Origin of the sequence: Streptomyces sp. NPDC101191 (genome assembly GCF_044767915.1) — a bacterium.
Lineage (GTDB): Bacteria > Actinomycetota > Actinomycetes > Streptomycetales > Streptomycetaceae > Streptomyces.
The window spans coordinates 923,511-949,750 of the sequence record NZ_JBIWOU010000002.1 but is presented as its reverse complement, the minus strand read 5'-3'; the positions used below and the strand labels follow the sequence as shown (position 1 = coordinate 949,750).

General features: G+C 73.7%; 22 protein-coding genes. 8 read left to right on the top strand and 14 right to left on the bottom strand.

What is annotated here, in order from left to right; genetic code table 11:
• Positions 1 to 8 precede the first annotated feature (8 nt).
• On the top strand, positions 9 to 1,259 hold the full coding sequence (locus ACIRQF_RS11140) for a serine hydrolase domain-containing protein (protein ID WP_404090989.1): 1,251 nt from the start codon (positions 9 to 11) through the stop codon (positions 1,257 to 1,259).
• A 105-nt stretch (positions 1,260 to 1,364) separates the two neighbouring features.
• On the opposite strand, the gene ACIRQF_RS11135 is transcribed toward ACIRQF_RS11140, so the two are convergent.
• On the bottom strand, positions 1,365 to 2,417 hold the full coding sequence (locus ACIRQF_RS11135; protein WP_389759294.1) for an alpha/beta hydrolase: 1,053 nt from the start codon (positions 2,415 to 2,417) through the stop codon (positions 1,365 to 1,367).
• Positions 2,418 to 2,939: 522 nt separating this feature from the next.
• Here ACIRQF_RS11135 and ACIRQF_RS11130 point away from each other — a divergent pair.
• A complete protein-coding gene (locus ACIRQF_RS11130) occupies positions 2,940 to 4,337 on the top strand; it encodes an APC family permease (RefSeq protein ID WP_404090985.1) in 1,398 nt (465 codons plus the stop codon).
• Positions 4,338 to 4,411: 74 nt separating this feature from the next.
• Here the strand turns inward: ACIRQF_RS11130 and ACIRQF_RS11125 are convergent, their stop codons facing one another.
• Positions 4,412 to 5,896, bottom strand: coding sequence for an MFS transporter (locus ACIRQF_RS11125; RefSeq protein WP_404090983.1), 1,485 nt, complete (start codon positions 5,894 to 5,896; stop codon positions 4,412 to 4,414).
• 135 nt (positions 5,897 to 6,031) lie between these two features.
• Here ACIRQF_RS11125 and ACIRQF_RS11120 point away from each other — a divergent pair, with 135 nt between their 5' ends.
• The gene (locus ACIRQF_RS11120) at positions 6,032 to 6,472 is read left to right on the top strand and encodes a MarR family winged helix-turn-helix transcriptional regulator (RefSeq protein WP_404090980.1); all 441 of its coding nucleotides are present in this window, start codon (positions 6,032 to 6,034) and stop codon (positions 6,470 to 6,472) included.
• Between the two features lie 16 nt (positions 6,473 to 6,488).
• On the opposite strand, the gene ACIRQF_RS11115 is transcribed toward ACIRQF_RS11120, so the two are convergent.
• Positions 6,489 to 7,514, bottom strand: a complete 1,026-nt coding sequence (locus tag ACIRQF_RS11115; protein WP_404090977.1) for a TolB family protein — start codon at positions 7,512 to 7,514, stop codon at positions 6,489 to 6,491.
• A gap of 113 nt (positions 7,515 to 7,627) precedes the next feature.
• A complete protein-coding gene (locus ACIRQF_RS11110; protein ID WP_404090974.1) occupies positions 7,628 to 8,512 on the bottom strand; it encodes an alkaline phosphatase family protein in 885 nt (294 codons plus the stop codon).
• Positions 8,513 to 8,910: 398 nt separating this feature from the next.
• On the opposite strand from ACIRQF_RS11110, the gene ACIRQF_RS11105 reads away from it, so the two are divergent.
• A complete protein-coding gene (locus ACIRQF_RS11105; RefSeq protein ID WP_404090972.1) occupies positions 8,911 to 12,450 on the top strand; it encodes a LamG-like jellyroll fold domain-containing protein in 3,540 nt (1,179 codons plus the stop codon).
• Between the two features lie 113 nt (positions 12,451 to 12,563).
• Here ACIRQF_RS11105 and ACIRQF_RS11100 read toward each other — a convergent pair whose 3' ends face one another.
• The 3 genes from ACIRQF_RS11100 to thpR form a co-directional block, all read right to left on the bottom strand.
• Complete coding sequence (locus ACIRQF_RS11100) at positions 12,564 to 13,424, bottom strand: alpha/beta fold hydrolase (protein WP_404090969.1); 861 nt, start codon at positions 13,422 to 13,424, stop codon at positions 12,564 to 12,566.
• A 343-nt stretch (positions 13,425 to 13,767) separates the two neighbouring features.
• Complete coding sequence (locus tag ACIRQF_RS11095) at positions 13,768 to 14,334, bottom strand: SRPBCC family protein (protein WP_404090966.1); 567 nt, start codon at positions 14,332 to 14,334, stop codon at positions 13,768 to 13,770.
• 98 nt (positions 14,335 to 14,432) lie between these two features.
• Positions 14,433 to 15,020, bottom strand: a complete 588-nt coding sequence (gene thpR, locus ACIRQF_RS11090) for an RNA 2',3'-cyclic phosphodiesterase (protein ID WP_404090963.1) — start codon at positions 15,018 to 15,020, stop codon at positions 14,433 to 14,435.
• 409 nt (positions 15,021 to 15,429) lie between these two features.
• Here thpR and ACIRQF_RS11085 point away from each other — a divergent pair, with 409 nt between their 5' ends.
• Positions 15,430 to 16,053 (top strand): hypothetical protein, encoded by a 624-nt coding sequence (locus ACIRQF_RS11085; protein ID WP_376636406.1) that lies wholly within the window; start codon positions 15,430 to 15,432, stop codon positions 16,051 to 16,053.
• On the opposite strand, the gene ACIRQF_RS11080 is transcribed toward ACIRQF_RS11085, so the two are convergent.
• The 4 genes from ACIRQF_RS11080 to ACIRQF_RS11065 form a co-directional block, all read right to left on the bottom strand.
• Entirely contained in the window at positions 16,035 to 16,928 is an 894-nt protein-coding gene (locus tag ACIRQF_RS11080; protein ID WP_376636404.1) for an alpha/beta fold hydrolase, read from the bottom strand. The genes ACIRQF_RS11085 and ACIRQF_RS11080 overlap by 19 nt on opposite strands.
• Before the next feature lie 150 nt (positions 16,929 to 17,078).
• Positions 17,079 to 17,513 carry an RNHCP domain-containing protein gene (locus tag ACIRQF_RS11075; protein ID WP_404090959.1) on the bottom strand — a complete coding sequence of 145 codons (435 nt, stop codon included), beginning with the start codon at positions 17,511 to 17,513 and terminating at the stop codon, positions 17,079 to 17,081.
• Between the two features lie 27 nt (positions 17,514 to 17,540).
• The gene (locus ACIRQF_RS11070; protein ID WP_376636400.1) at positions 17,541 to 17,930 is read right to left on the bottom strand and encodes an RNHCP domain-containing protein; all 390 of its coding nucleotides are present in this window, start codon (positions 17,928 to 17,930) and stop codon (positions 17,541 to 17,543) included.
• Positions 17,931 to 18,396: 466 nt separating this feature from the next.
• Complete coding sequence (locus ACIRQF_RS11065) at positions 18,397 to 19,479, bottom strand: hypothetical protein (RefSeq protein WP_404090956.1); 1,083 nt, start codon at positions 19,477 to 19,479, stop codon at positions 18,397 to 18,399.
• 308 nt (positions 19,480 to 19,787) lie between these two features.
• Here ACIRQF_RS11065 and ACIRQF_RS11060 point away from each other — a divergent pair, with 308 nt between their 5' ends.
• On the top strand, positions 19,788 to 20,612 hold the full coding sequence (locus tag ACIRQF_RS11060; protein WP_382480170.1) for a class I SAM-dependent methyltransferase: 825 nt from the start codon (positions 19,788 to 19,790) through the stop codon (positions 20,610 to 20,612).
• Between the two features lie 44 nt (positions 20,613 to 20,656).
• Here the strand turns inward: ACIRQF_RS11060 and ACIRQF_RS11055 are convergent, their stop codons facing one another.
• The 3 genes from ACIRQF_RS11055 to ACIRQF_RS11045 all read right to left on the bottom strand — a co-directional run bounded on the left by ACIRQF_RS11055 (position 20,657) and on the right by ACIRQF_RS11045 (position 23,478).
• The gene (locus ACIRQF_RS11055) at positions 20,657 to 21,283 is read right to left on the bottom strand and encodes a TetR/AcrR family transcriptional regulator (RefSeq protein ID WP_404090952.1); all 627 of its coding nucleotides are present in this window, start codon (positions 21,281 to 21,283) and stop codon (positions 20,657 to 20,659) included.
• 177 nt (positions 21,284 to 21,460) lie between these two features.
• Entirely contained in the window at positions 21,461 to 22,618 is a 1,158-nt protein-coding gene (locus ACIRQF_RS11050; protein ID WP_404090950.1) for an agmatine deiminase family protein, read from the bottom strand.
• A gap of 188 nt (positions 22,619 to 22,806) precedes the next feature.
• Positions 22,807 to 23,478 carry a TetR/AcrR family transcriptional regulator gene (locus ACIRQF_RS11045; protein WP_404090947.1) on the bottom strand — a complete coding sequence of 224 codons (672 nt, stop codon included), beginning with the start codon at positions 23,476 to 23,478 and terminating at the stop codon, positions 22,807 to 22,809.
• 92 nt (positions 23,479 to 23,570) lie between these two features.
• Here ACIRQF_RS11045 and ACIRQF_RS11040 point away from each other — a divergent pair, with 92 nt between their 5' ends.
• Positions 23,571 to 25,250 carry a serine/threonine-protein kinase gene (locus tag ACIRQF_RS11040; protein ID WP_404090944.1) on the top strand — a complete coding sequence of 560 codons (1,680 nt, stop codon included), beginning with the start codon at positions 23,571 to 23,573 and terminating at the stop codon, positions 25,248 to 25,250.
• A gap of 166 nt (positions 25,251 to 25,416) precedes the next feature.
• Positions 25,417 to 25,992, top strand: a complete 576-nt coding sequence (locus tag ACIRQF_RS11035) for a TetR/AcrR family transcriptional regulator (protein WP_376636386.1) — start codon at positions 25,417 to 25,419, stop codon at positions 25,990 to 25,992.
• The last annotated feature ends 248 nt before the right edge of the window (positions 25,993 to 26,240 follow it).

Sequence of the window (26,240 nt, the reverse complement as noted above, 5' to 3'; positions counted from 1 at the left end):
TGGGACGCATGAGATCACCGATCGCGGCCTCCGCGCCGCAGCACCGCCCTTCCCCGCAGCGCCGCCGACGGATCGCGGGCCGGCCGGCCGCCGTTGCGGCGGTCGCCCTCTGCGTGGCGGGAGTGGCCACAGCCGTCCAGCCGGGCGCCGACGGCGCGCCCGCCTCCTCCGCCACCGGTTACCGGTCCGACGACCTGCGCCGCGACACCGACGCCCTCCACGCGCTGGGGATCACCGGCGTCCAGGCGAGGGTGACCACCGCCGGCGGCCGGGATCTGGTCGCCGCCGCCGGCGTCGCCGTGGCGGGCACGAACCGCCCCGTCCCCCGCGACGGCTACTTCCGGATGGCCAGCACCGGCAAGGCGCTCATGGCCACGGTGGTCCTGCAGCTCGTCGACGAGGGCAGGCTGTCGCTGGACGACACGGTCGACCGACGGCTGCCCGGCCTGATCGCCGGCAACGGCAACGACGGACGCAAGATCACCGTGCGGCAGCTCCTGCAGAACACCAGCGGCCTCCATGACGACCTGCCCGGCTTCGACACCCCACAGCAGTACTACCGGCACCGCTACGACACCTACAGCGCCGAGCAGATCGTGGCCCGGGCGATGAGGCACCGTCCGGACTTCCCGCCGGGCGGCGGCTGGGGCTACTCCAACACCGGCTACGTCGTCCTGGGCATGATCGTCGAGAAGGCCGCCGGCCGCCCCTGGCCGGCGGAGATCGAGAGCCGGATCCTGAAGCCGCTCGGAACGACCCGCACCTACCTGGCGGGCAACACGCCCACCCTACGGCGCCCGCACGCCGACGGCTACCAGGTCTTCGCCTCCGGCGAACGGATCGACGTCACCGAGCAGATCGTCCCCGACCTCGGCGGCTACGTCTCCACCACGGCGGACGTCAACCGCTTCTTCAGGGGACTGCTGGGCGGCAGTCTGCTGTCCCCGGCGCGTCTGGCCGACATGCGCCGCACCGTCCCGGTCGACAAGCGGCTCGAGACCTTCTGGCCCCGCGGACGCTACGGCCTCGGCCTGGTCAACCGCCCGCTGAGCTGTGGCGGCAGCTACTGGAGCCACGAAGGAGGCGAAGCCGGCTACATCACCCTCAACGGCGCCACCGACGACGGCGGGCGCACGGTCACCGTCTCCATGTCCACCAGCTTCAACGACCTGAACAGGACACTTCGCCAGCACAAGGCCGCCAGTGACCTCGTGGACCGGGCGCTGTGCGACACCTCCGGCGGAGGGCCGGGAGCGTGACCGTCAGTGCGTCCGTGCCGTACGGCTCGTCCCTGCCGTACGGCTCCCGGACCCGGCGCGGGGAGATCGGCTCGCGCGTCGCGTGAAGGCGGTCGCCCGGCCCGGTCAGCGCGCGCTCAGGGCCAGCCGCAGCGCGCCCGCGGCCTCGGCGGTGGCCTCCCGGAAGCGGCGGCCGATGCCCAGGAAGTTCACGTATCCGTGGACGAGGTCGGGCTGGCGGCTCAGCGCGACGGTCACCCCCGCCTCGGACAGGGCCCGCGCGTAGGCCTCGCCCTCGTCCCGGAGCGGGTCGAAGCCCGCGGTGGCGACGTAGGCGGGCGGCAGGCCGGAGAGGTCGTCGGCGAGGAGGGGCGAGAGCCGGGGGTCGGCGCGGTCGACGCCGTCGGGGGCGTAGTGGCCGGAGAACCAGTCCATGTGCGCGCTGGTGAGGAAGAAGCCGTCGGCGAAGAGCTTCCGGGAGCGCCGGTGCCGGGTGGCGTCGGTCGCGGGGTAGAAGAGGAGCTGGAAGGCGGGTGCCGGTCCGCCGCGCCGGGTCGCCAGCTGGGCGGTGACCGCGGCCAGGTTTCCGCCCGCGCTGTCCCCGCCGACGGCGATCCGCGCCGGGTCGACGCCGAGGTCCCCGGCCTTCGCGTGGGCGAAGTCGAAGGCGGCGAGGGCGTCGTCGACGGCGGCCGGGAAGACGTGCTCCGGGGCCAGCCGGTACTCCACGGACAGCACGCGGACGCCCGCCCGCTGGGCGAGGAAGCGCGCCGTGTTGTCGTGGCTGGCCCGGCTGCCCACCACCCAGCCCCCGCCGTGGAAGAAGACGAGGAGTCCGGACGGCCCGTCGAGTCCGGCCGGCGTGTACAGGGTCGCCGGCAGGTCTCCGTACTCCCTGGGGATCGCCACGTCCCGCGTGCCCACCGGCTCGATCGGCGGGCCGCTCACCAGGTGCCGCCCCAGGTCGAGGGACGCCCGGGAGTGGGGGACTCCGCGCGGACTGACCAGCTGCTCGCCGGAGAGCCGCTGCAGGCGCAGAAGGAGCTGCGCGTCGAGGGCGAGTTCCTGCCCGTCCCGACGCACGGGCGCGCCCGCGAGCAGTCGCCGCAGTGGCCCGGGCAGCGCGTAGGCCCCCCGTACGACCGCCGCCTGGACCCGAACCTGGAACGGAATCGTCATCGCGCCCTCCTGGGCCGTGGTCGTGAAGGAGTCCCCGCGCATCAGAGGAGTCCCCGCGCATTAAGTCCCCGCGCATTATGGGACCGGGCCGCGACGGGTGGCGACCCGTCCAGAGGGTGCCAATGCGGGCCGATCGTGGCAGGTCGCCGCCGATCCTCCGGCCTGACGGGTCCGCCCGGCCGCACGGCCGGCGCATACCGGACCGGGAACGGGGCCCGTCTCGGAAGGTGGATGACGGGCCGATGCCAGGGGTGCGACGGGTAAAGCGAGGGAAAAGTCCTCCCCGGCCGGCTGCGGTTCCCGCATGGAGCGTTTCCGGGGTATTGACGCGTTCTTGACGCCCGGCCGCCCCGCCGCCGCGTGCCGGAGCGACGGATTCCGCAGCAGTCAGGCCATTGACCTGCGGATCCGTCCGGGCTTCCATTCAGGCCCGGGAGCCACGGAACCACCTGATCACCGGCCGCCTCGGAGGCGATACCGCTCCCGCTCGGAAACACCGCACGCACCGATCGGAACCGCCTGATGACCGACACCCTCAGCGCACCGCACGCGCTGGCCCCTCAGACCGGCCCCGTGCCGCAGAAGCTCAAGCGCTCGATCGGTGTCGTGGGCGGCACCCTGCTCACGCTGTCGTGCGTGACGCCCGCCTCGACCCTCTTCGTGGTCGTCCCGGACCTGTTCGGATCGGTCGGCACGTTCACCGCCCTGACCATCGCCATCGGCTCGCTGCTCTGTATCGGCGTGGCGTTCTGCTACTCCGAGCTGGGCACCCTCATCCCCAGCGCGGGCGGCGAGTACGCCATCGTCTCCACCCTCACGGGTCGGCTCGCCGGCTGGCTGGTCTTCGTGCTGTCGCTGCTGGTCGTGATGATCGTGCCGCCGGTGATCGCCATGGGCACCGCGGACTACCTCGCGCCCCTGGTGCACATCCCCGCCCCGATCGCGGGCGCCGGCGTCATGCTCCTCGCCACGCTCGCCGGTCTGCTCGACCTGCGGGCCAACGCCTGGATCACCGGCATCTTCCTCGTCCTCGAGGTCGTCGCGGCCGGCATCGTCGCGGTCCTCGGCTTCGCCCACTCGCAGCGCGGCCTGGGCGCGCTGACGCACGGCGAGGTGGCGGCCGAGGGCGGCACGCACTCGCTCGTCACCGGAGCCCTGGTCGTCTCCGGCCTGGCCATCGCCCTCTTCGTCACCCAGGGCTTCTCGACGGCCGTCTACCTCTCCGAGGAGCTGGAGAACCCGCGCCGGAACGTGGCCCGCACGGTGCTCGCCACCCTGGCCATCTCCACGGCCGTCATCCTGGTCCCCGTCGTCGCCATCACCCTCGGCGCGGGCGACCTGGAGACCCTGACCGGCGGCGACATCAGCGGCATGATCACCGCCTGGTCCAACTCCGCCGTGGGCACCTTCATCAGCCTGTGCGTGGCGCTGGCCATCATCAACGCGGGCATCGTCATGGTCATCCAGAACTCCCGGGTGCTCTTCGCCTCCGCCCGCGACAAGGCCTGGCCGGAGCCGGTCAACAACGCGCTGTCCCGCCTGGGCCGCTTCGGCTCCCCGTGGGTGGCCACCCTGATCGTGGGCGTGCCCGGCGCGGCCCTGTGCTTCGTCAACCTGGACACCCTCTACGGCGTCACCGGCGTCTCCGTCACCGGCATGTACCTGCTGGTCGCGGTGGCGGCGCTGTCCAGCCGCCGGGGCGCGCACCGTGAGGTCGGGGCGTGGCGGATGCCGCTGTGGCCGGCCGTTCCGGTGCTGCTCATCGGCGTCCTCGCGTACGTCCTCTTCATGCAGGACACCGAGTACCTGCTGTGGACCGGCGGCATCACGGCGGTGGCGACCCTCTACTGGGCCCTCTACCTCCGCCCGCGCCAGGACACGCGCTGGCTGGTCAGCATCCCCGAGGACGAGCAGGTCTGACCGGTCCGGGACACGACCGGGGGCCGGGGCGGTGGAGACCGCCCCGGCCCCCGGTCGTGGGTCCGCGTGCCGCGTCAGGCCGCCGGTTCGGCGGTCTTCGCCACCACCGGCGCGGCCGGCACCGCGGCCGGGGCCTTCTGGCGGGCGCGCAGCCCGAAGCGGGCGATGACCGCGACGAGGGCGAAGGCCACGGCGCCCACGCCGAACGTCAGGGTGAAGCCGGACTCCGCGGGTAGGGCCGGGACGCCGGCCGGCAGGTGCTCGACGGTCTTCGAGGCGAGGATCGTCGTGACCACGGCGCTGCCGATGGCGCTGCCGGTGGAGCGGGAGATGGAGTTGATGCCGTTGGCTATGCCGCTCTGGTGGTGCGGGACGCTCGCCATGATCACGGCGGGCATCGCCGCGTAGCCGAAGCTGACGGCCGCGCCGACGACGACACCCGCGCCGATCACCGAAGCGGTGTGCCCGTGGTCGAGGGCGAGCCAGCCGAAGCCGACGGCGCCCAGGACCGCCGCGAGGGCCAGGGCCGCCCGGGGACCGCGATGACGGACGAGCTGGCCGCCGACGGGGGAGGCGAGCAGCGAGACGATGGCGCCCGGCAGCAGGAACTCCACCGAGGCGCGCAGGATGGACGCGCCGAAGCCGTAGCCGGTGAGGGCCTCGGGCATCTGGACCAGGTACGAGACGCCGAGGAAGTTGGCGAACATCCCGAAGCCGACGAGCACGCCGGCGAGGTTGGCCATCAGCACCGGCCGGTGCACGAACATGCGCATGTCGACGAGCGGCTCGCGGACCTTGAGTTCGGTGAAGACCCAGACGACGGTCATGACGGCGGCGCCGGCGAAGCTGCCCAGCGTGCGGGCGGAGGTCCAGCCCCACTCGTGGCCCTGCGAGATGGGCAGCAGGAGCAGCAGCAGGGTGAGGCCGAGGGTCAGGGCACCCAGGAAGTCCGTGCGCCCGCCGGTCTTGTGGCGGGTGGCGGGGACCAGGAAGACCACGGCGAGGAGGGCGAGGGCGGCGAAACCGGTCGCCATCCAGAAGGCGGAGCGGTAGTCGGCGTCCGAACCCGAGGTGAGCAGGCCGGTGGCGACGAGCGCGAGGCCGCTGCCGAACGCGAGGGTGCCGCTGACCAGGGACATCGCGCCGGGCAGCTTCTGCGGGCGGACCTCCTCGCGCAGCACGGACAGGGCGAGCGGGAAGATCGCCGTGGCGGCGCCCTGCAGGACGCGGCCGAGGATGAGCAGCGGGAGGGAGGTCGCGAGGGCCGCGACGACCGATCCGACGACCATCACGCCGAGCACGGCCACGAGGGTGGGCTTCTTGCCGTGCTGGTCGCCGAAGCGGCCGAGCAGCGGGGTGAAGACGGCGGCGGACAGCAGCGTGGCGGTGGTGACCCAGCTGACGTTCGCGGCCGAGGTGCCGAGGTCGGCACGGATGAGGCCGAGGATCGGGACCGGCAGGGTCTGCATCATCGACACGACCATGGCGGCCAGGCTGAGCGCGAAGACGACGACCGTCTCGCGGCGCTGCCCGGCGGAGGGCGGAGTGGTGTTGCTCATGAGGGGGCGGACCTTCTCGGTGCTTCAGGGACTAGATGTTTGATGTCATCAAGTACTTCGAGACGTTAGGCGGAGATACTTGAGGCAGTCAAGTAAACAATTGATAATGTGAAGCACCTTGAGTACGCTCCAGGCATGAGCGCGACCACCCCGGCGATCCCGACCAAGCCCCAGCTCCTGGAGCTGCTCGCAGCCATCGGCACGGCCCAGTGGCGCGACTTCGCGGCCGCCGCCACCCGCAACGGACTCACCCCCACCCAGGCGAAGCTCCTCGCGCAGCTCGACGGCCCGTTGCCCATGCGCGCCCTCGCCACCCTCCTCGTGTGCGACGCGTCCAACGTGACCGGGATCGTCGACCGTCTGGAGGCCCGCGGCCTCGTCCGCCGCGAGCCCGCTCCCCACGACCGGCGCGTGAAGAACGTGGTCGTGACGGACGACGGCCGCGAGACCGTCCGGCGCCTCCGCGAGGAGATGCAGACCACACACGGCGCGCTCGACACCCTCACCCCGGCCGAGAGCGGCACGCTCTACGCGCTCCTCGAGCGCCTGCGGCCGGGCATGGAGAACGCCGGCTGAGCCGGACGCGGGACTCTCAGCCGAGGAGCGCGGGGGCGAGCCCCGCGCCCAGGAGGCGGGTCGCCGCCCCCGAGCCGTCGGCCGGGACCGTGTACAGGTCGGCGCCGAAGTCACCCGGCAGCGCGTAGGCGACCGTACGGCCGTCCAGCCAGACCGCCTGGTCGTCGACGCTGCGCGTCTCGGCGAGCGGCGTCTCCCGCATCGTCGCCAGGTCCAGCGCGTACAGCCGCCAGGGCGCGTCGGCGGGCGCGCCCGTCACCCGCTTCTTGTAGACGACGCGGGTCTCGTCCGGTGACAGCGAGGGGCACTCGACGTTCGCGTGGAGGGTGGTCACGGTCCGCTCCGCGAGATCGCCCCGTACGAGGTAGGTCCGGCCACCGGTCGCCATCGTGGCGTAGAAGTGCCGGTCGTCGCGCGCGTAGGTGACGCCCCAGAAGTTGATGTCGGTGGCGCGGTGCACCCTGCCGTCCTTCAGCACCCGGAACTCCTCCAGGGACTTGGTGAGACGGCCGGTCCGGGTGTCGAGGACCGCTGTGCGCGTGGAGAAGTCCGCGCCCGCGTAGGAGTCGCCGCCGACGAACACCGTCCAGGCCACGAGCCGGCCCGAGGGCGAGACCCTCGCGCGGGTGGGGATGCCGGGCAGCGGGTAGTGCGCCCGCTCCTGGAGGCCGGAGTCGAGGACCACCGCCCGGTAGGTGTCGTCCACCGCCCCGTGCTCCGCCTGCAGACAGATCCCGGTGCCCCCGGCCGCGTGGAAGCGCAGGCACCGGACCCCGGACGCGGTGCGCGGACCGGTCGGGGCGGCGGCCTGGACCGTGACCAGTTCGTCCCGGTGCGGGCCCCAGGCCATGTTGCGGAAGACGATCCGGCGGGTGGCGCCGGAGGCGAGCGACACCCGGCCGGTCGTGACCGCCGGGCCGCCGGCCTGGGGGCGGTCCTTCTCCGCTGCCCGGTCCGCGGCGTGCAGCAGCGAGGCGGTGGCCACGCCGCCGAGGACCACGAGCGCCGTGAGCAGGACGAGCAGTTTGGTGCGCAGGGTCATGCGGGCCTTCCCTCGGAGGCGTGGGGGTGGTCGCGGACCGCCGCCCGGGACCGGGGCCCCGGGCGGCGGGCGCGGCCGTCGCGGAGGTGCCGCGAGCGTCCGCTACGGACGCGTCACGAGGCCCAGATGCCCGTGATCGGGGTCGCGCCGGCGGCCTGGCCGGCGTGCGCCGTGCCGTACATGTCCTCCAGCGTGCGCAGCAGGTTGTAGTGGTTGTACGTCGTGGAGGACGTCGCGCCGGGGGTCACCGGCTGGCCGTAGAGGACGGTCGGGATCCTGTTGCCGGCGAGCCGGTTGTCCTCGTCGAACGTGACGACGAGCAGGCTGTTGTGGGTCTTCGCCCAGGTCGCGTAGGAGCCGAGGTTGTTCTTCAGCCAGGTGTCGCCGGTGCCGACCGAGCAGTCGTGCATGTCGCTGCACAGGTTCGGGACGACGAAGGACACCTGAGGCAGCGTGGTGAAGTCGGTCGGGAACTGCGCGAAGGTGTACGCCGACGAGGTCGGGACGTTGGAGAAGCCGAACCAGGGGTTGTGCTTGCGGGCGTACTTGCCGCTGCTGCACGTGGTCGAACCCTGGCTGGGCAGCGTCTCGTTGTAGCTCGCCCAGGTCTTGCCCGCGGCGATGAGCTCCGAGGCCAGGTTGGGCGCGGAGGAGAAGCCGGGCGTGTAGCAGCTGTCGCCGGTGATGCCCTGGGTGGAGCCGGAGAACAGCGCGAAGTAGTTCGGCTGGCTCGGGTGGGTCTCGGCGTACGACCCGGTCAGGTTGGCGCCGCCGGACTTCAACGAGTTGATGTACGGCGCGCTGGAGCTGCCGATGACCTGGCTGTAGGCGTGGTTCTCGAAGACGACGACCACCACGTGGTCGGGCGTGGGGACCGTCGCCGCGGCCTGCGCCGCGGACGACGTACCGCCGAATCCGGCCCAGAGGCCGATCGACGCGGCCGCGAGGCCGAGGGCGGAAAGAAGAGCGGTGCGGCGATGTGAGGGCGCGCCGGGCACGGCTACCTCCGGTTGAGGGGGGTGACAGGGGGCGGTGCAGCCGAAGAGTAGGCGTGAACATGCCATCGTTGAAGCTCCACTCGCGTAAAGACCCGGGAAACGTCTCGCGTCACCGCGGGCCTCACGGCACGCGCCCGGGGCTCCGTCGCCCTCCCCTCCATGCTCCCCGACGGCACGTCGGCCGACCACCGGACGGCGTGCACCCCCGCCCGTCACCAAGCCGCCGGCGGCCCCGCCCCGCCGCCGCCCCGCCCCGCCGCGGTCCCGGGCGGCGCGGTTGTCCGGGCGGTGGCCTCCCGGCGAACGCCGGGTGGGAGCACTCCGCCTGAAGCGCGGGCGGAGCGGATGCCACAAGGGGGCGGTGACCAGCATGATCTGACGCCTGATTAGCTCGGATCATGATGAGAACACGATCACGGCCCTGGCTGCGCGCCGGGGCACTCCTCGCCTCGCTGACCTCCCTCGGCTCCCTCCTCGGCCTCGCGGCCGCACCGCCCGCCACCGCGAGCGGAGCGGCGCCGTCCGACGCCAACCGCATCGGCACCCAGCAGATCCTCTTCCGCTCGGGCACGGCCGGCTACGGCTGCTTCCGGATACCGACGCTCGTGCGCACGAAGCCCGGGACGCTGCTGGCGTTCGCCGAGGCGCGCACCTCGCCCTCCTGCGCCGACCGGGGCCCCATCGACACCGTCGTCCGCCGCTCCACCAACGACGGCCGCACCTGGGGCCCGGTCCGCGTGGTGCTCTCCGGCAGCGAGACCGACCCCGAGGCTCCGTACGTCCGCGGCAACGCCTCGCCGATCGCCGATCTCCGCACCGGGGACGTCTTCCTCCTCTCCAACTCGGAGAAGGCCGTTCCCACGAACGGCGAGTACCGCAAGTCGTGGGTCCAGAAGAGCTCCGACGACGGCCTCACCTGGGGCGCCCCCCAGCCGGCCCCGCGCCTCACCACCAACGGCACCGGCTGGTTCGGCACCGGACCGAGCCACGGCATCCAGCTGCAGGAGGGCCCGCACGCCGGACGCCTCCTCGTCGGCGCGTACGAGCGGCCCAGCGGCACCGACGCCCGCGTCGGCATCCTCTACAGCGACGACCACGGGGCGACCTGGCAGCGCAGCCCCACCGTCAACTCCTACGCCGAGGACGCCGGCGGCAACCCCACCGCCAAGCCCGGCGAGCCCGCGGTGGCCGAACTCCCCGGCGGCGAGGTGTACATCAGCGCCCGCAGCCCGTACCCCGCGGGCCACCGGATGCACACCGTCAGCGCCGACGGCGGCGCCACCGTGCCCAAACTCGGTCTCACCGCCGGCTGGACCGGCCCCGACGTGAACGGCTCGGTCCTCGCCCCGGCCCGGACCTACCGGCAGACCCCCGGCGACCTGCTGCTCATGTCCGCCCCGGCGCACCCGGCCAACCGCCAGGAGATGCGGATCCGGTACTCCACCGACAGGGGCGCGACCTGGACGAACGCGCCCGGCGGTCTGGTGAGCACCGCGGCGACGGACCGGGCGGGCTACTCCGACCTCGCCGAGCTGTCCGAGGGCGAGTTCGGCCTGCTCTACGAGGGCGGCCCCAGCTTCTCCGCCGAGAACATCCACTTCAACCGCTTCCGCGCCGCCGACCTCCAGCTCCCGGCCTCGGTCACCCACCAGGGCTCCGCCTTGCCGCAGCCCACCCCGGCCGCCGGCCGGACGACCCCGGACACCACCGCGGAGGCCAACGACGGCTACCTCTCGACCGGCGCCGCCCTCGGCTCCGGCGCGGTCTACCCGTCCACGGGCCCCTCGACCTCCTTCGGGCAGGGCCTCGTCCTCGACGGCGTCGACGGCCGCGCGGACCTGCCGTACACCCCGTCGCTCGACCCGGGCGCGGGCGACGTCACGTACTCCCTCTTCTTCCGGTACGACGCCACGACGAGCACCCCGCAGCAGGCGCTGTTCTGGGCGTACGGCGTGGGCTCGGCCAAGCCGCAGGTCTGGGTGCGGGTGCAGCCCGGCCAGAACCGGATCCTCGCCTGGGTGCAAGGCACCGGCGGCACCGCCACGGCCGGCCTGGCCGGACCGGACCCGGCGAGACCCGCCTTCGGCGACGGTCAGTGGCACCACCTCACCCTGGTCCGCAGCGGCGGCACCGTCACCCTCGACGTGGACGGCCGGACCGGCGTCCAGCAGGGCCAGGTCTCCGGAGCGCTCTCCGGGCCGCGCACCGACGCGACCGGGCTCGGCATCCGCATCGGTGACAAGCCCGTCGAGGACCCGCCCGGCGCGCCCGCCGACGGATTCACCGGCGTCCTCGACGAGTTCCGGCTCTACAAAACCGCGCTTCCCGACGACCAGCGCGCCCTGCTCCGCGGGGCGGGCGCCGCGGGCGTGGCCGCCGACCGGCTCGCCGCGCACCTGCCGTTCCAGGTCGTCGACACCGCGGACACGGCCGCGCTGCGCACCACCCGCATCCAGGACGACGTCTCCGGCCACTGCGCCGACGGCACCCTCCTCGGCACCACCTCCTCCGAGAGCGCCGTGACCGGTGGCCGGATCGGCAGCGGCGCCCTCGTCGTCGACGCCGGGCTGCCCGGCGTGGAGGTGCCGTTCGTGCCCGCCCTCGACAACGGCACCGGCGACTTCACCTTCGTCCTGTGGTTCCGCTACGTCGCCACGAGCGCCACCAAGGACTCCGCGCTGATGTGGGCGTACGGCTCCACCTCCGGCAAACCGTCCCTGTGGGTGCGCGCGAAGCCCGGCCTCGACAAGCTGACGGTCCGGGCCGAGACCGCCGGCGGAGCGGTCGAGATGGACCTCCCCGACACCCAGCAGGCCGGCGAGACCGACCGCAGGGCCTTCGGCGACAACCGGTGGCACCTGCTCACCCTCACCCGGACCGCCGGCCAGGCCCCCGGCTCCCGCCTGACGATGGGCGTCGACGGCTCCGACGCGGGCGCCGCCGGTGCGCACGTGGTCACCGCCGACGGCCTCACCGGCTCCTTCACGGACGGCGTCGTCAACCCCGAGGGCTTCCGCATCGGCTCGAAGCCGACCGGCACGGACGTCCTGACCGGCGAACTCGACGACTTCCGCTACTACCGGCGCGCCCTGAGCACCGCCGACATCGCCGACATCCTGGACACCCCGGCCGGCGGCTGGGCCGCACCCAAGGACCCCGACCTGTGGTGGTCCATGGAGCCCGGCAACACCGAACAGCACCTCGTGACGCGCCCCCTCGACGACGCGACCACCCGGGCCACGCCCGACGCGGGCGCGCACTGCGGGCACGCGTACGTCCGAGGCGGCGCGACGCCCACGTCCACCGGCGCCAAGTACGGCCGGGCGCTCACCCTCGACGGCGTCGACGACGCCGTGGAACTGCCCTACGGCGACGCGAAGGCCCTCGGCGCGGGCGACTTCACCCTGTCCACCTGGGTGCGCTTCACGTCCGCGGACAACACCACCCCCGTGCTCGCCTGGGCCTACGGCGTGGGCAGCGGCGAGCGCCAGCTGTGGATCCGCGCCGTACCCGCCCAGAACAAGGTCACGGCCCTGCTCCAGACGGACGCGGCGACCACCACACTGGACGTCGTCGCCCCGCAGGGCACCGTCTTCGGCGACGACACCTGGCGCCTGGTGGTCCTGCGCCGCCAGGGCGGCAGCCTGACCCTGTCCGTCGACGGCACCGCCGCCACGAAGCAGGCCCCGGCCGGCTCGGTGACGTACGACGACGGCTTCGACGTCCGCGGCTTCCTCCTCGGCGCCCGCCCCGACGGCGGCACCGTGGACCGCCTGCACGGCTCGCTGGACGAGTTCCGGCTCGTCCGCCGGGCCCTGTCGGACACCGAGCTGACCGCACTGCGCTCCGCCGACACCCCGGTCCCGGCGGACCCGGGCACCGCGGTCCGGCTGGCCTTCGACACGGTCACGGCCCAGGGCGCCTACGCCCGGATGTGACCGGCACCACCGCGTGAGCGGTGAACGGCACGCGGTCGGCGTCGCCCTCTTCACGGGGCGGCGCCGACCGCGCGCACGGGCCCTCGTCGACCGCGCGTCGGGACGCCCACGGCCTAACCCTGACGGGCCCCTCCCGTCGTGTGGTCGAGGACCGCCGGGACGATCACGGCCCAGTCGGCCCGCTCGACCCCGTGCCCGGCGCCTTCCAGGACGAGGAGCCTGCCCCCGGGAATCCCTTCCGCGAGTGCCTCACCGTGCGGCAGGGGGAACAGCGGATCGGCGGTCCCGTGGATCACCAGCGTGGGCACGCAGATCGAGGCGAGGGACCCCTTCGGGAGCGCGCCCTCGGGGAGCGCGTCATGGTTGCGCAGGGCGCCGACGTCGCGCGCACGCCCGACGTCCCGGCGCACCAGACTCCGGGCGGCACTCTCGTCGAACGGCCTCCAGCCCCCGGCGAGCACGCGCGCGGAGGCGACCAGGTACGCGACCACCGAGTCGGTGTCGTCCCAGTCGACGCGCGCCTCCGAGACGAACCGCAGGAACGCCTCCTCCGGCGGAGGGAGCTCGTGGTCGACACCGGGAACGGCGGCGGACGTGCTGATCAGGACGAGCGACAGGACCCGGTCCGCGTGCCCCAGCGCGAGCACCTGCGCGAGGCCCCCTCCGGCCGAGACCCCCACGACATGGGCGGCGGGGATCCCGTACGCGTCGAGCACCCGGACGGCGTCCTCGGCGAGGTCCACCCCGGTGTAGCCCGGACGCCCCGGCTCGTACGTGACCGACCGTCCGGTGTCGCGATGGTCGTAACGGATCACGAAGCGCCCGCCCTCGGCCAGCATCCGGCAGAAGCCCTCCTCCCACCAGAGCATCGAGGCCCCTGTGCCCATGACCAGCAGGAGGGGCGGATCCGCGGGGTCGCCGAAGGACTCGGTGCACAAGGTGACGTCCTCCGCTCGGACGACGCGCTCGGCCATCTCGGCGGCTCCTCTGCGTGACTCGGGCGTCCGTGACGCGGGGCGGCGGTGCTCGGCGACGCGGGACGGCGGTGCTCGGCTCCGACGCCGGTCCTCCCGGCGGCTCCTCCGCGGGACCGGCGCACCCGCGCAGCACCGCGAGCGGCAGTCGAGACCGAGATGGCGCCCTGCCCGACCGTACGCCTCTCCTCCGCGCGCGTGGCGCAGGCGGCCGCCGGACCGTGGGTGATTCTCGCCCCGGCCAGGAGGCCGGCGCCGTGGGCCCCGTCGGCATCGTCGCCCGGCCGGTCGGCGGCGCGGCCGCCGCGCCGTACGCACGGTCAGGTGCCGTCGGACGGCGCCGTCAGGCGCGCGGTGCGTCGCTCGGGTCGTCCGGGAGCGGGCCGGGATAGGGGCCCGGCCGTTCGGGCGGGGGCGGCGGCGCGGCGGCCGGCGGCGGCTCGCCCGTGCTGTCGGCCGGACGGAGCCGACCGCGCCAGCCGGGATCCGCGGCACTGCCGTCCTCGACGAACCGCCGGAAGCGCTCCAGGTCGTCCCGGACCCGGTCCTCCAGCATGCCGAGCGCGGCACCGGCCTTCTCCACGATTCCCTGCGGCTCGACGTCCATGGCCAAGCTGACCTGGGTGTGCAGGTCGTCGAGGCGCTGGAACGTCACGACGCCCTTCTGGTGCACGTCGCCGCCCACCGTGCGCCATGAGATCCGCTCGTCCGGCAGTTGGTCGACGATCTCGGTGTCGAACTCCCGGGACACGCCGCCCACCCGGGTGCGCCAGTGGCAGCGGCGGGCGTCGATCTGCCGGACCTCCTCGACACCGTCCATGAAGCGGGGGAACTCCTCGAACCGGGTCCACTGCCCGTAGACCGCGCGCAGGGGGGCCGCCACCTTGATCGTCTCGTGCACCGTGCTCATCGACCCCGCCTCCCTTCCGTCCGCTGCGACTACCCGGTCCGGCCGCCCGCACGCGTCGTGCGGGCGGACCCGGCGCGTGACCGGGCATCCGTCCCTGCTCAGCCGCCCGCCCCCGCGAACGGCCACGACGCGATGTCCCGGTAGCGGATCGGGGCCGGGCCGCGGCCGAAGTTGCTGCCGACCAGGTGCAGGCGGGCCGTGGGCCAGCGGCGGCCGGAGAAGCCGGCCAGACCCGCGGCCGCGTCGGCTATCGCGGTCGCGTCGCCGCGGCGGGCACGGGCCAGGGTCAGGTGCGGGCGCAGCGGCCGCCCCTCGAAGGGGATGCCGCACTCCTTCACGAGGGCCCGGACGTCCGTCGCGAGGAGGTGCAGGCCGTCGAGGTCGCCGTCGATGCCGCTCCACAGGACCCGCTCGTCGAAGTGGCCGCCCCCGTTCAGGGCCAGCTCAAGTGGCCGGCGGGTCGCCGCGAGGACGGCGAGCGGGTCCCGCAGCGGCGGGACGGCCGCGACGGGGAGTTCACCGAGGAAGGCCAGGGTGATGTGCCAGTCCTCGATGCGGTTCCAGCGCAGCCCGGGGTACGCGTCGTAGGCGGGGCGCAGCGCCGCCGCCAGCTCCTCCTTCGCCTCGTCGGGCGGGGCGAGGGCGATGAACACGCGGACGGTCGCGTCGAAGGACTGATCACTCACGAGGCCCTTCGTACCTCATCCGGCCCCGTCCGGTCATGTCCGGGCCGTTGGCGGTCGCTCCGGCGACCGGCGCGCGGCGCCCCACGCTGCGGAGACCGGCACGGGCCGGGACGCGACCCGCGGGTGCTCGTGGCGACCCTCCGGAGGCACCCGTCTGCCCGGCCGCGCCCCGGAGCGTGCAGGGCTCGCGGTGTCCGGCCTGATCCCGAGGACGGGCCCCTGGTCGGTCGCACCCGCTTCGGGCACCATGATCCCAGCCGAGGTCCCCCGGCCGTCCGTGCGGTCGGGGGACCCTTGTTCGCGAACCGGGGGAGTGGCAGTGGTCAGGTTCAGGCGTCGTCGGCCGGGATTCGCATCGGATGCCCAACGGCGGGTGCGCCGCAGCCCGTTGCTCTTCACGGTGCCGATCATGCTGCTCGTCGTCCTGACGGCGGTGCTCGGCTGGGAGATCGTCCGGGCGAACATGACGGAGGCGGCACGGGCCGAATGGCCGTGGCGGCTGCAGCTGCTGGACATGGAGCCGCTCGGCAGCCTGCTCGCCGTCGCGGCCGGTGCGGTCCTCGCCCGGGCCCAGTACGCGCGCACCGTAAGGCCGTTGCTCGGCTGGCGCGCGGACTGGAAGACCGGGCACCTGCGGGGCGGCGTTCCCGAGTGGCAGGTCGGGCTGCTCAACGGCGGGTCGCACACGGTGGTCGTCGAGACGTACGAGTGCCAGGTCGTGCTGCGGGGCGAGGGGGAGCAGCCCGTCGTCTCCCCGTGGACGGACGTCCAGGGCGCGGCGGGCGTGCTGACCGGGGCCGGACTCACCGTCGGCGAGGATTTCCAGCTGGTCACCATGGGGAACTTCCCGCTGGTGGGCACCGGCTCGTACGAGACGGCGATGCTCGGTGCCTTCTCCCAGCGCTTCGTCGACGAGGTCGACGCGCTCCACCTCAGGGTCCGCGTCGTCGATGTCGTCGGGGACAGCCACGAGCGGATACTCGACGCCCTCAAGGGCGCCCGCTCGACCTCGTATCAGCGTCCGGTGACCTGACCGTCCAGCCAGCGCAGCACGTCGGGCAGCGCGTACTGCGCGGCGAAGTGACCGGCGTCGGGTACGAGGACGGGCTCGGCGCCGGGGATGCGGCCGGCCAGCCAACGGGTGTGCGCCACCGGTGAGAAGGCGTCGTCGAGACCGTGCCACAGCAGCACCGGCGCGGTGACGGAGGAGACGTCGAAGCCCCACGGCCGCACGAAGGCCAGGCAGTCGTCCAGCCACCCGTGGTGCGAGACCCGCAGCGCCTCCCGGTAGGTGCGCAGCAGCACGGTCCGGACGCGGGGGTCCGCCACGACCGGCCGGTCGTGGGGCGAGAGGTCGGCGCCCAGGTCGTCGAGGAGTCGCACCGGGTCCCGCCGCACGGCGACGGCGCGGGCGGCGAGATCCCGTTCGAGCCCGCCGGGGTCCCGCCCGTCCAGATGTGCGCGGGCCAGACCGTACTCGTGGACGTTGAACGGGGTCATGTCCGCGTGCCAGTCCAGACCGGCCGCGTCCGGGGGCGCGAGCCCCACCAGGACGGCGGCCGCCCGGACCCGGTCCGGAAGCAGCGCCGCACACGCGAGCGCGTGCGGGCCACCACCGGACCGGCCGACCACCGCGAACCGTTCCACGCCGAACGCGTCGGCGACCGCGGCCGCGTCCCCGGCCGCGTCGCCGACCCGGCGGCCCGGCGCGCGTTCGGACTCCCCGTAGCCGGGCCGGTCGTAGGCCAGGAACCGGAACCCGGGGTGCTCCTCGACCAGCCCCGGCAGCAGGGTGCCGAGGCGCGTACCGGGTGTCCCGTGGAGGAGCATCACCGGGGTCCCCGCGGGGTCCCCCCATTCCTCGGCCACCAGGAGCCGGCCGTCGTCGGTGCGCACAGGGTGACCCATGGAAGGGACCCTAGGCCGGGGCGCCGCACGCCGGACAGAGGGCGGGGGCACCCTGGAGAGGGCGGGCGCCGACGGACGTGCGCCGGCGCGCGCGGCGCGTGCGGGCCACGGGACCGTGGAGGGGGCCCACGGTCCCGTGGCCCGCTGCGCTCACAGCGTCAGCAGCACGCGGTGGGCGAGCTGCGTGCTCCTCTCCCTCAGCGGCCTGAGAGCCAGACGCAGCAGGGGCAGCGGGTTGTCGTCACCGGCGATGCGGTTGACGCTGAGCTCGCCGCAGCTCAGGCAGTGGTGGATGAGCATCCACTCCCCGTCCGCCCGGGCGGACAGCGACAGCGGCTCCATGCGTCCCCGGCAGGCGGAGGCGCGGTCGCCCGGCATCCGGGCGTCGACGTGCAGGCTGACGAGGCACTGCGGGCAGTGGTTCCGGTGTCCGGTGCCCGGTGCGTCCAGGGGCACGTCCAGACGGCAGCCGGCGCACCGGAAGGTACGCGAGCGGTCCTCGCCCTGCTCGTGGAGCACGTCCTTGTGGCGCTGCGGCCGGCGCCGGTCCGCCGACCGCGAGCGGGAGGTGTTGCGTCGGGGCATGTGAGCGTTCTCCTTCACGGCCCGGAGTCACAGCGCGCCGAGCGCTTCGAGCGGGAACGGCGGCTGAGCGAGCGGACGGACGGCCATGCGCATCAGGACGAGCTGGTTGTCGTCAGAACGCACGGGGTGCGAGGTGAGCTCGTCGCAGCGCACGCAGCGGTGGACGAGCATCCAGTCGCCGGTGCGCAGCACGGCGATCGCGATCGGCGACATCCGTCCGTGGCAGTCAGTGGCCCCGCCTTCGACGTGGTCGGTGACGTGCAATGAGTGGAGACAGGACGGACAGTGGTCGCGGAGGCCGCCGTCGGCGGCGGCCGACACGGTCAGACCGCACCACGCGCAGGTGAAGGTGCCGATCTTCAGGGTGTTGTACGGGTCGCTCTGGCGAGCGGAGGTGTTGCCGGAGTTGCTGGACACCCGGGTGCTCCTTGCTGGGAAGAGGGAAACGACAGCAAGAGCAGGCCGAGCGGTCTCGACGACCGAGGACGCACGGACACACCACGCGCAGGACAGGAAGGCGTGGGGGTACGGGCGGTTCGAGGCACCGGAGGCTCACGTCCGGTCGCCACGCGGGAGGGCGGCACGCAGCCGCGGATTCCACGACACGGCGGAGAGGGAACGGACGGTGTTACGCGGTGCGGCGAGGCGCGCTCGGCGCGGTCCGGGGCATCAAACACTCTTCCTGGGGGCACGCGGGCCCGGTCAGACGGCCCGCACCCTGCGAGCCGGCGTCACCGTAACAGGACCGGTCGAATCGGCGCGCCGGTATTTTCCGCGGGCCGGAACGAGAAGGACGGCGGTCCGCGCACGCGGGCGGCGGCGGCGACAGGGCGCGGCGGACACGCGACGGCGCCCACGCCTCAGGCGGGGGCGCCGTTTCCCGTCAGGCGCAGACGACGGTCACCTGGCCGCTGCCGCCGTTGCTGGAGAAGCCGATCGTGAACCTGCCGTTCGCGGGCTGCTGCTCGGCGCGCCCGCCCAGCGTGATCTCCTGCGAGGCGTCGGCGGCAAGGGACCCACTGCCCGTGCTGAGCGTGACCCCGGAAGGCAACGGGCCGACCGACCAGTTCAGTTCGCCGCCGCCGCTGTTCCGGATGACCAGAGCGTCCGGCCACTCGCCGTTCGCGCAGTACTCCTGGACACGGGTCGGTCCCAGGGACAGCACGGGCGCCGCAGCCGGAGCGGGCGGGCTCGACCGGGTCGGCCGCGCGGAAGGGGTCCTGGGGACCGGCGAGGGGCTGCTGTCACCTCGGGTGGGCCGGTCGGAGGCGGCGGGCGTCGGTGAGTCCGCCTGCGTGGCCGGAGTGCTCTCGCCGGCGGTGGGGGACGGGCTGCCGCTACCGGACGTCGGGGTGGGGGTGACCGCGCCGGACGGCTCGGCCGAAGCGGAGGCGGCGGGCGTCGCCGCTGCCTGCGGCAGGACGGTGGCCGGGTCATGACCCCACTGCCGTCCCACGATCGCCCCACCCGCGGCGACCACCATGACGCCCCCGATGACGAGCGCCATGGTCTTCATCTTCTTCCGGTCCCGCTTCTGACGCGCCATCGTGCCCGGGTGCCCGGTACGCCCACCCTGCACGATGATGCCGCGGCCCACCGCCCGGGGGTCGTCTTGCTTGGGTCCGATGGCGCGGGGGTCGTCTTGCTTGGGTCCGATGGCGCGGGGGTCGTCTTGCTTGGGTCCGATGGCGCGGGGGTCGTCCTGCTTGGGGCCGATCGCCCGCGTCGGGTCCTGGGGGCCGTGAGCCGTCCGCCCTCCCTGGACGATGATGCCGCTGCCGTCCCCGCCCGGGGCCGGGTCGGTGAAGCCGCCGTCGTGGCCCGGAGTCGTCCCGTGGGACGGGCTCGCCGTCTGCTCGCCCCCGAGGCGGTCCGCCGCCGAGGGATCCGTGCTCGTCCCGTGTGCGTGTGCCGCCGCGTCGTCCTCCGGACGAGGTACGTCCGGCTCACCTCTGCCGTCACTCATGGCGCGAACTCCCCCTGTGGTCACCTGCTGCGCGATGGGAACAGGCCGCGTCGGCACGGAAGCCGCCCGGGACGACGGGGCTGCTCCTACTGAGCCACTTCCCGGCCATGAGGTCCAGCCCCGCGACGTGACGGCAACGTCCCGATCTCGTACCGGAATCGGCCACCAAGGCCGACGGGATCCGGCCGAGCCGCGGCCTCGTGGATCCGGGAGGCGGCCGGCACGTGGCGCACGTCCGACGCGCCGGGCACCGGTGCGCCGTCGACAGAACGTCACCACCCCGACACACTGGGCCCGGAGGTGTGCTCATGACCCAGGCCGACCGGTCCGACGGCATGCGGGCCGCTGTACAGGAGACGTACGGCCCCGCCGACCTCAGCGCCGTTCCCGTCTTCGCGGGCGGCTTCATCAACTTCGGGTACTGGCGCCCCGAGGACCTCGACGGCCCGCCCACCGTGGACGACAGGATCCGCAGCCAGCAGGACCTTTACCGGCGGGTGCTCGGCTCGGCGGGCCCCGTCGGCGGGGCGGAGCTGCTGGAGGTCGGGTGCGGGCTGGGCGTGGGCTGTGCGCTGGCGCTGGAGGAGTACGGGCCCGCCCGGGTCACCGGGATGGACATCCACCCCCAGCAGCTGGAGCGGGCCCGCCGGGCGAACGCGCGCCTGCTGGACGGCGCCGGCTCCGAGCGGCTGCGGCTGGTGCGCGGGTCCGCCGAGCGGATGCCGTTCGAGGACGCCGAGTTCGACCTCGTCTACAGCGTGGAGGCCGCCCAGCACTTCGACGACCTGGCGCTCTTCGCGGCGGAGACGGCCCGGGTGCTACGGCCCGGCGGGCGGGCCGCGGTGACCAGCTTCTTCGCCCCGGACCCTGCGGCCGCCCCCCGGCTGGCCGAGCTGCTCGACACCTTCGCGGACGGTCTGGACATCGCCCGCCCGCCCTCCGAACTGACCGAGGCCCTGGCCCGGTCGGGGATGGCCGACGTGCGCTGCGAGTCCATCGGCGCCTCGGTCTGGCCCGGTTGGGACCACTGGCTGTCCGCCCAGTGGAAGCCCGGCACCTGGCCGAGGAACTTCCGGCACGCCTGGGAGCAGGGCCTCCTCGACTACTACGTCATCACCGGTACCCGTTCCTAGGTCCTGTCGTCGGACCCCGTCGTTGCCTGGAGGGCGGACGCCCCTCAGGGGTGCCCGCCGTACCAGGAGGCGTCCTCGGGGACGGCCCACCGGCGCGCGAGGTGGCCGATCTCGACGGCGACGGCGTCCCGCATGAGCTCGCGGGCGCGGGCCGAGGTCAGGGCGCCGCTCAGCCAGCGGGTGCTGAGCCCTTCGAGGAGCGCCGTCAGGCGTTCCGCGGATGCCGTGAGCACCGGGGCGGGCACCTGGGGGCACGCCTGTCCCAGTAGCGCCGCGACCTCGTGGACCCAGGTCAGTCCGGCGCGGGCCAACTCCGAGCGGAGCTCCGGCTCGAAGACCGCGCTGGCGCGCAGTTCGCCCCACGCCGTGCTGTTCTCGCGGACCTCGGGGCGATCCTGGAACTCGAGGAGCATGGACCGCTCCAGCTCCTGGCGTGGGTCGAACGGCCCCGTGGGTCCCTCCTCGTCGGCGGTGTAGCGCTCGGCGCGGTCGCTGATGAACTCCAGCGTGTGGCGCAGGATGCCCGCCCGGTCCTTGAAGTGGTAGTAGACCAGGGCGGTCGACACCCCGGCCTCCGCCGCCAGCTCCTCCACCCTCAGTCCGCGGACGCCCCGCCGGGCTATGACGCGGGCGGCCCCTTCCAGGATTGCCGTGCGGCGGTCCGTCGTCATGTCGCCCCCTCTGGTCGTCCGCAGCGCCTGCGGTTCGAGCAGTGTCTCATGATTGACTGAATTTTCAGTTCAGATGACGTCGACGCCCGTCGGACGATGGCCCTGACGTCGTACCTGCCGGGTGCCGAACGGCCGGCCGAGGACACGGACGCGGCGGCTCCGATGTGTCGCGTGAGGTCAGGCGGCCGGCTTGCCGGGCTGGTCGTGGGTGGAGCAGTGGATGCCGCCGCCTCCGGAGGCGATGGTGTCGATCCGGACCGGGACGACGTCCCGCTTCGGGAAGTGCTCCTGGAGGATGCTCTTCGCCCGGCTGTCGGCCTTCGCGTCGCCGAACCTGGGCATGAAGACCGCGTCGTTGGCGATGTAGAAGTTGGCGTACGTGGAGACGAAGTCGTCGCCCTCGCCGGTGATCCTGTCGAGGTCGGGCTGGGGGAGGTCGACGATCTCGAAGCGGCGGCCGCGGGCGTCGGTGGCCTTGCTCAGCACGGCGCGGGCCTGGTCGGCGGAGCGCGACCACGAGTCCGGGGGTGTGCCGGGGAAGGCCTGGTCGAGCAGGACCACACCGGGGGCGGTGAAGCGGACGAGGCTGTCGACGTGGGCGTCGGTGATGTCCTCGCCGCGGACGCCCGCCAGCCAGACCACCTTGTCCACGCCGAGGGTCTCGATGAGCTCGTCCTCGATCTGGTCCCGGCTCTTCCCGCGGTTGCGGTTGTCGTTGACGATCGAGCTCTCGGTGATGAGGAGGGTGCCCTCGCCGTCGGTCTCGAAGGAGCCGCCCTCGGCGACGAGCGGGGCCTCGACGCGGGGGATCCGGTACTTCGCCAGCAGGGTCTCGCCGACCAGGGCGTCGTTCTCGTGCTGCTGCTTGTCGCCCCAGCCGTTGAAGTTGAAGTCGACGCCGACGACCTCGCCGTCCTCCTCCACGAAGACCGGCACCGTGTCGCGGGCCCAGAGGTCGTCGACCTCCAGGGGGATCACCTCGACCTGGGAGCCGCACGCCCGCTGCGCGGCCTTGAGCTGCGACGGCCTGGCCATCAGGACGACCTCTTCGTACTCCGCCACCGCCCGCGCGATCCGCGCGATGTCCTCACGTACATACGGCAGGTCCTCGGCCCAGACGGAGTCCAGGGCGGGCCAGGACATGAAGGTACGGGTGTGGCTCTCCCACTCGGCGCCCAGCCGGCGCTCCCCGCCCTTGCCGGTGCCCGGGCCCGAGCTGCTCGCCGCGCCGGCCGGGCCGGGATCCGAGGGGCCGCAGGCGGAGCCGCCGAGGACGACCGCGCCGATTCCGGCGAGGGAGCGCAGGGCGGCGCGTCGGGAGGGAAGGAAGGTCACGTGGGGCTCCGATCATGGACTGACAGGACGGAGGCGGCCGGCCGCGGCGCGAGGGGGAGACGCGCGCAGGGCGCGATGCGCGTCCTGTGGACAAGAGTGCCTGGCCGGCGCCGCGGACGCCGGTAGCCGCATCAGGCGGCACGGCCTCGTGTCCAGCACGATGACACTGACTGGAATTTCAGTCAAATTCACTGGGGCCGTCGATTCAGGCACTCTCGGGGCGGAGGGTGCTGCCGTACGCCCGGGGGCGAAGCCTGGTCCAGGTGGGCGATCTCGATCGCGATCGCCTCCTTCATCAGTGTGCGGGCATGCTCCGGATGCAGCGCGCCGCTGAGGTGACGCGCGCTGAGTCCCTCGCGGAGCGCGGTCAGACGCTCGGCGGAGGAGGCCAGGTCCGTGCCGGCGGCGGCCGGGCGGGCGTGCGCGAGGAGGTCCGTGACCTCGCGGATCCAGGACCCGCCCGCCTCGGCCACCGGCCCGCGCAGTTCGGGTTCGAAGATCGCGCCGGCGCGCAGCTCGCCCCAGGCGATGCCGTTCTCCCGCAGGTCGGCACGGTCCTGGAACTCCAGAAGCAGGCTCTCCTCCAGGCTGTCGAGGGGCTCGGTCGGCTCGTGTCCGTCCCGCGCGGTGCTGTACCGCCGGGCCCGGTCGGTCAGGAACCCCAGGGTGTGCCGCAGGATGCCGGCCCGGTCCTTGAAGTGGTAGTAGACGAGGGCCGTGGACACGCCGGCCTCGGTCGCCAGCTCGTCCATGCGGAGCCCGCGCACCCCGCGCCGCGCGATGAGGCGGGCGGCCGCCTCCAGGATCGCCGCTCTGCGGTCCGTCACCGCGTGGTCCCTTCTGTGGTCTGCGTGAGCCATGGTCTCATGTTGACTGAAACTTTAGTTAGGGCCACGATGCGGAGCGCATCACTCCGCGTGAGTCCCGTCCACCTCGCCGAAAGAGCCCTCACATGTCCGCTCAGCTTCCGGGTGTCCAGCCCGCCCCGACGGCGCTGTCCTCCGACGACCCCTGGGAGATAGGTGGCTACCGCCTCCACGCCCGGCTGGGCGCCGGGGGCATGGGCGTCGTGTACCTGGCCTACACCCCGGGAGGGCGTCCCATCGCCCTGAAGGCCGTGCGCGAGGAGTTCGCCGCGGACCCCGAGTTCCGTGAGCGCTTCGCCCAGGAGGTGGCCAGCGCCTCCCGGATCCACGGGCTGTTCACCGCGCAGGTGGTCGACTTCGGCGTGGACGCCCGTACGCCGTGGCTGGCGACGGCCTACGTCCCCGGGCCCACCCTCCAGCAGGTGGTCCGGCGGCACGGCCCGCTGCCCGTCCGCACGGTGCTGTTGCTCGTGGCGGGCATCGCCGAGGCACTCCAGGGAATCCACGGGGTGGGCGTCGTCCACCGGGACCTCAAGCCGGCCAACGTGCTGGTGGCCGCCGACGGCCCGAAGGTGATCGACTTCGGGATCGCGCGGGCGGCGGACGCCGCCGCGCTGACCGGGACCGGGCTGCGGATCGGGACCGCCGCCTTCATGGCACCCGAGCAGGCACTCGGCCTCCAGGCGACCGCGGCGACCGACGTCTTCGCCCTCGGCGCCCTCGCCGTGTACGTGGCATGCGGCGCGCCGCCCTTCGGCGAAGGGCCGGAGTCCGCGGCCCTGTACCGAGTGGTGCACGAGCGGCCCGACCTCGTCCGGGTCCCGGCCGAGCTGCGCGACCTGCTCGGGCGCTGTCTGGCCAAGCGGCCCGAGGACCGCCCGACCACCGGCGAACTGATCGCTGCCGTCCACGCCCATCCCGTGGTCGGCGGGCGGCCCGAGTTCGCCGAGGGCTGGCTGCCCCACCAGGTCGGCGACGAGATCACCCGGCACGACGCCGGCCGGGCGCCGACGCACGTCCAGGCCACCGTCACCGCCTCGGCGACCGCGCTTCCCTACGAGCCGCCCGGCCGTCGGGCCGTGCTCCCCGTCGGCCTCGGGGGCCCGGTTCCCGCCGGCGGCCCCGGCCCGCGCCCGGGCGAGGACGCCGACGCGGCGCCGGCGCCGCGGTCGCCGTCGCCGTCGCGCAGGTCGAGCCGACCGGGCACGCGCGGGCCGCTCGTCGCCCTTCTCGTGCTCGTCGCGCTGCTGCTGGGCGGGGCGGCGGTCTACTACCTCGACTACCCGGAGGGCGAGCCGGAGTCGCCGGACGCCGGACGATCGCCGTCGGCTCCCCCGACCGTCACCGTCGGGCCGTCCGGCCCCGCCTCGCCCCCTGCCGGAACGGCGGTCCCCTACGCACCCGGTTACGCGAACGTCGAACTGACCTCGCCCGACACCTCCTACGAGTTCGACCTCGGAGCGGGCAAGGTCGTCCCCGCGGACACGGCGTCCTGGTACCTCGCCCGCGGCGCCGACTCGTTCGTCCTGCCCGAGGAGAGCGACGCCTTCGTCGCGACCGGGGACGAGCTGGGCGTGGCCGACTGCGTGCGCGGGATCGAGAGGCGGCCGGTGACGGCACTGCCCTTCGCCGAGCTCGCCGGCGAACGCCCCTTCTGTGTGCGCAGCGCGGACCGGAAGGAGATCGTGCTCGCCCGCCTGGTCGAGGTGGCTCCGGAGGGGGGCGCCGTCACGATCGCTCTGGAGCAGCACCGCCGCGAGGGATGAACCGCCGGGCACTCGTCCGCGCAGCCGCCCCGCCGCCCAGCCGCGCAGCCGCCCGGCCGCCCCGCCGCCCAGCCGCCCGGCCGCGCAGCCGCCCAGCCGCCCGGGTGCCGGGCCCTGCCGGTGACGGGGCGGATGGGTGCCGAAAGGGGCCCGGTAGAGTGCGGGCATGGCGTCCCGCAGTGATCAGATCCTGGAAGCGGCTGCGCGGGTGATCGCCCGACGCGGCATCCGCGGGCTGCGCGTGGAGGAGCTCGCCGGGGAGGCGGGGGTCTCCACGGCCCTCATCTACTACTACTTCAAGGACCGCTCGGGGATCCTGCGCCGCACGCTGGAGTACATCAACGACCGCGCGGAGCGCTACACCACGGAACGGGACCCGGGAGCGCCTCCGCTGAGCCCGCGGGAAGAACTCGAGGAGACGCTCCTCCTGGAGCTCCAGGACACCGTCGAGGTGAGGGAGAACAGCGCGGCCTGGGGCGAACTCCGGGCCAGCGCCGTCTTCGACGAGCTGCTGCGGGAGGACCTGGCCAGGGCCACGCTGATCTGGACCCAGGAAGTCGCGGCCCTGCTCGGTCAGGTGCAGCCCATGGCGAGTGCGGCGGCGCTCGCCTCGGCGGGGGAGAGGCTCACCGCTCTCCTGGAAGGGCTCAGCATGCGCTGGCTCGGCGGCGGGATCCAGATCGACCACGCGCGTGCCCTGATGCGCGGCGCGATCGACGCGGAGCTGGCCGGACTTCGCTGAACCCGGGTGTGGCGGCTCTCCGCGTCACCGGCCGCCATCCGTCCCCACCGTCTGGTGGCTTCTGACGGCGGCCGAGGCCTGCCGCGGACCCGCCCCCACCTTCTGACTGGTTGCCGCGGCCTGCCGCGGACCCGGCCCTACCGTTTGGCGAGCCCGGGGCTCCCAACCTTGACTGTTTTTTCAGTCAGTGCCAGAGTGAGGCCATCCCCGAGGCGACCGAGCGTGCTGGTCGCGGACATCCGTCCGTG

What these genes read in the sequence shown, in the direction of transcription:
- ACIRQF_RS11125 (WP_404090983.1), bottom strand. Translation starts at nt 5,896, where the DNA reads ATGAGCAACACCACTCCGCCCTCCGCCGGGCAGCGCCGCGAGACGGTC.
- ACIRQF_RS11105 (WP_404090972.1), top strand. Translation starts at nt 8,911, where the DNA reads ATGATGAGAACACGATCACGGCCCTGGCTGCGCGCCGGGGCACTCCTC.
- ACIRQF_RS11135 (WP_389759294.1), bottom strand. Translation starts at nt 2,417, where the DNA reads ATGACGATTCCGTTCCAGGTTCGGGTCCAGGCGGCGGTCGTACGGGGG.
- ACIRQF_RS11060 (WP_382480170.1), top strand. Translation starts at nt 19,788, where the DNA reads ATGACCCAGGCCGACCGGTCCGACGGCATGCGGGCCGCTGTACAGGAG.
- ACIRQF_RS11140 (WP_404090989.1), top strand. Translation starts at nt 9, where the DNA reads ATGAGATCACCGATCGCGGCCTCCGCGCCGCAGCACCGCCCTTCCCCG.
- ACIRQF_RS11065 (WP_404090956.1), bottom strand. Translation starts at nt 19,479, where the DNA reads ATGAGTGACGGCAGAGGTGAGCCGGACGTACCTCGTCCGGAGGACGAC.
- ACIRQF_RS11095 (WP_404090966.1), bottom strand. Translation starts at nt 14,334, where the DNA reads ATGAGCACGGTGCACGAGACGATCAAGGTGGCGGCCCCCCTGCGCGCG.
- ACIRQF_RS11115 (WP_404090977.1), bottom strand. Translation starts at nt 7,514, where the DNA reads ATGACCCTGCGCACCAAACTGCTCGTCCTGCTCACGGCGCTCGTGGTC.
- ACIRQF_RS11080 (WP_376636404.1), bottom strand. Translation starts at nt 16,928, where the DNA reads ATGGGTCACCCTGTGCGCACCGACGACGGCCGGCTCCTGGTGGCCGAG.
- ACIRQF_RS11100 (WP_404090969.1), bottom strand. Translation starts at nt 13,424, where the DNA reads ATGGCCGAGCGCGTCGTCCGAGCGGAGGACGTCACCTTGTGCACCGAG.
- ACIRQF_RS11040 (WP_404090944.1), top strand. Translation starts at nt 23,571, where the DNA reads ATGTCCGCTCAGCTTCCGGGTGTCCAGCCCGCCCCGACGGCGCTGTCC.
- ACIRQF_RS11045 (WP_404090947.1), bottom strand. Translation starts at nt 23,478, where the DNA reads ATGGCTCACGCAGACCACAGAAGGGACCACGCGGTGACGGACCGCAGA.
- ACIRQF_RS11055 (WP_404090952.1), bottom strand. Translation starts at nt 21,283, where the DNA reads ATGACGACGGACCGCCGCACGGCAATCCTGGAAGGGGCCGCCCGCGTC.
- ACIRQF_RS11130 (WP_404090985.1), top strand. Translation starts at nt 2,940, where the DNA reads ATGACCGACACCCTCAGCGCACCGCACGCGCTGGCCCCTCAGACCGGC.
- ACIRQF_RS11120 (WP_404090980.1), top strand. Translation starts at nt 6,032, where the DNA reads ATGAGCGCGACCACCCCGGCGATCCCGACCAAGCCCCAGCTCCTGGAG.
- ACIRQF_RS11035 (WP_376636386.1), top strand. Translation starts at nt 25,417, where the DNA reads ATGGCGTCCCGCAGTGATCAGATCCTGGAAGCGGCTGCGCGGGTGATC.
- ACIRQF_RS11085 (WP_376636406.1), top strand. Translation starts at nt 15,430, where the DNA reads ATGCTGCTCGTCGTCCTGACGGCGGTGCTCGGCTGGGAGATCGTCCGG.
- ACIRQF_RS11075 (WP_404090959.1), bottom strand. Translation starts at nt 17,513, where the DNA reads ATGCCCCGACGCAACACCTCCCGCTCGCGGTCGGCGGACCGGCGCCGG.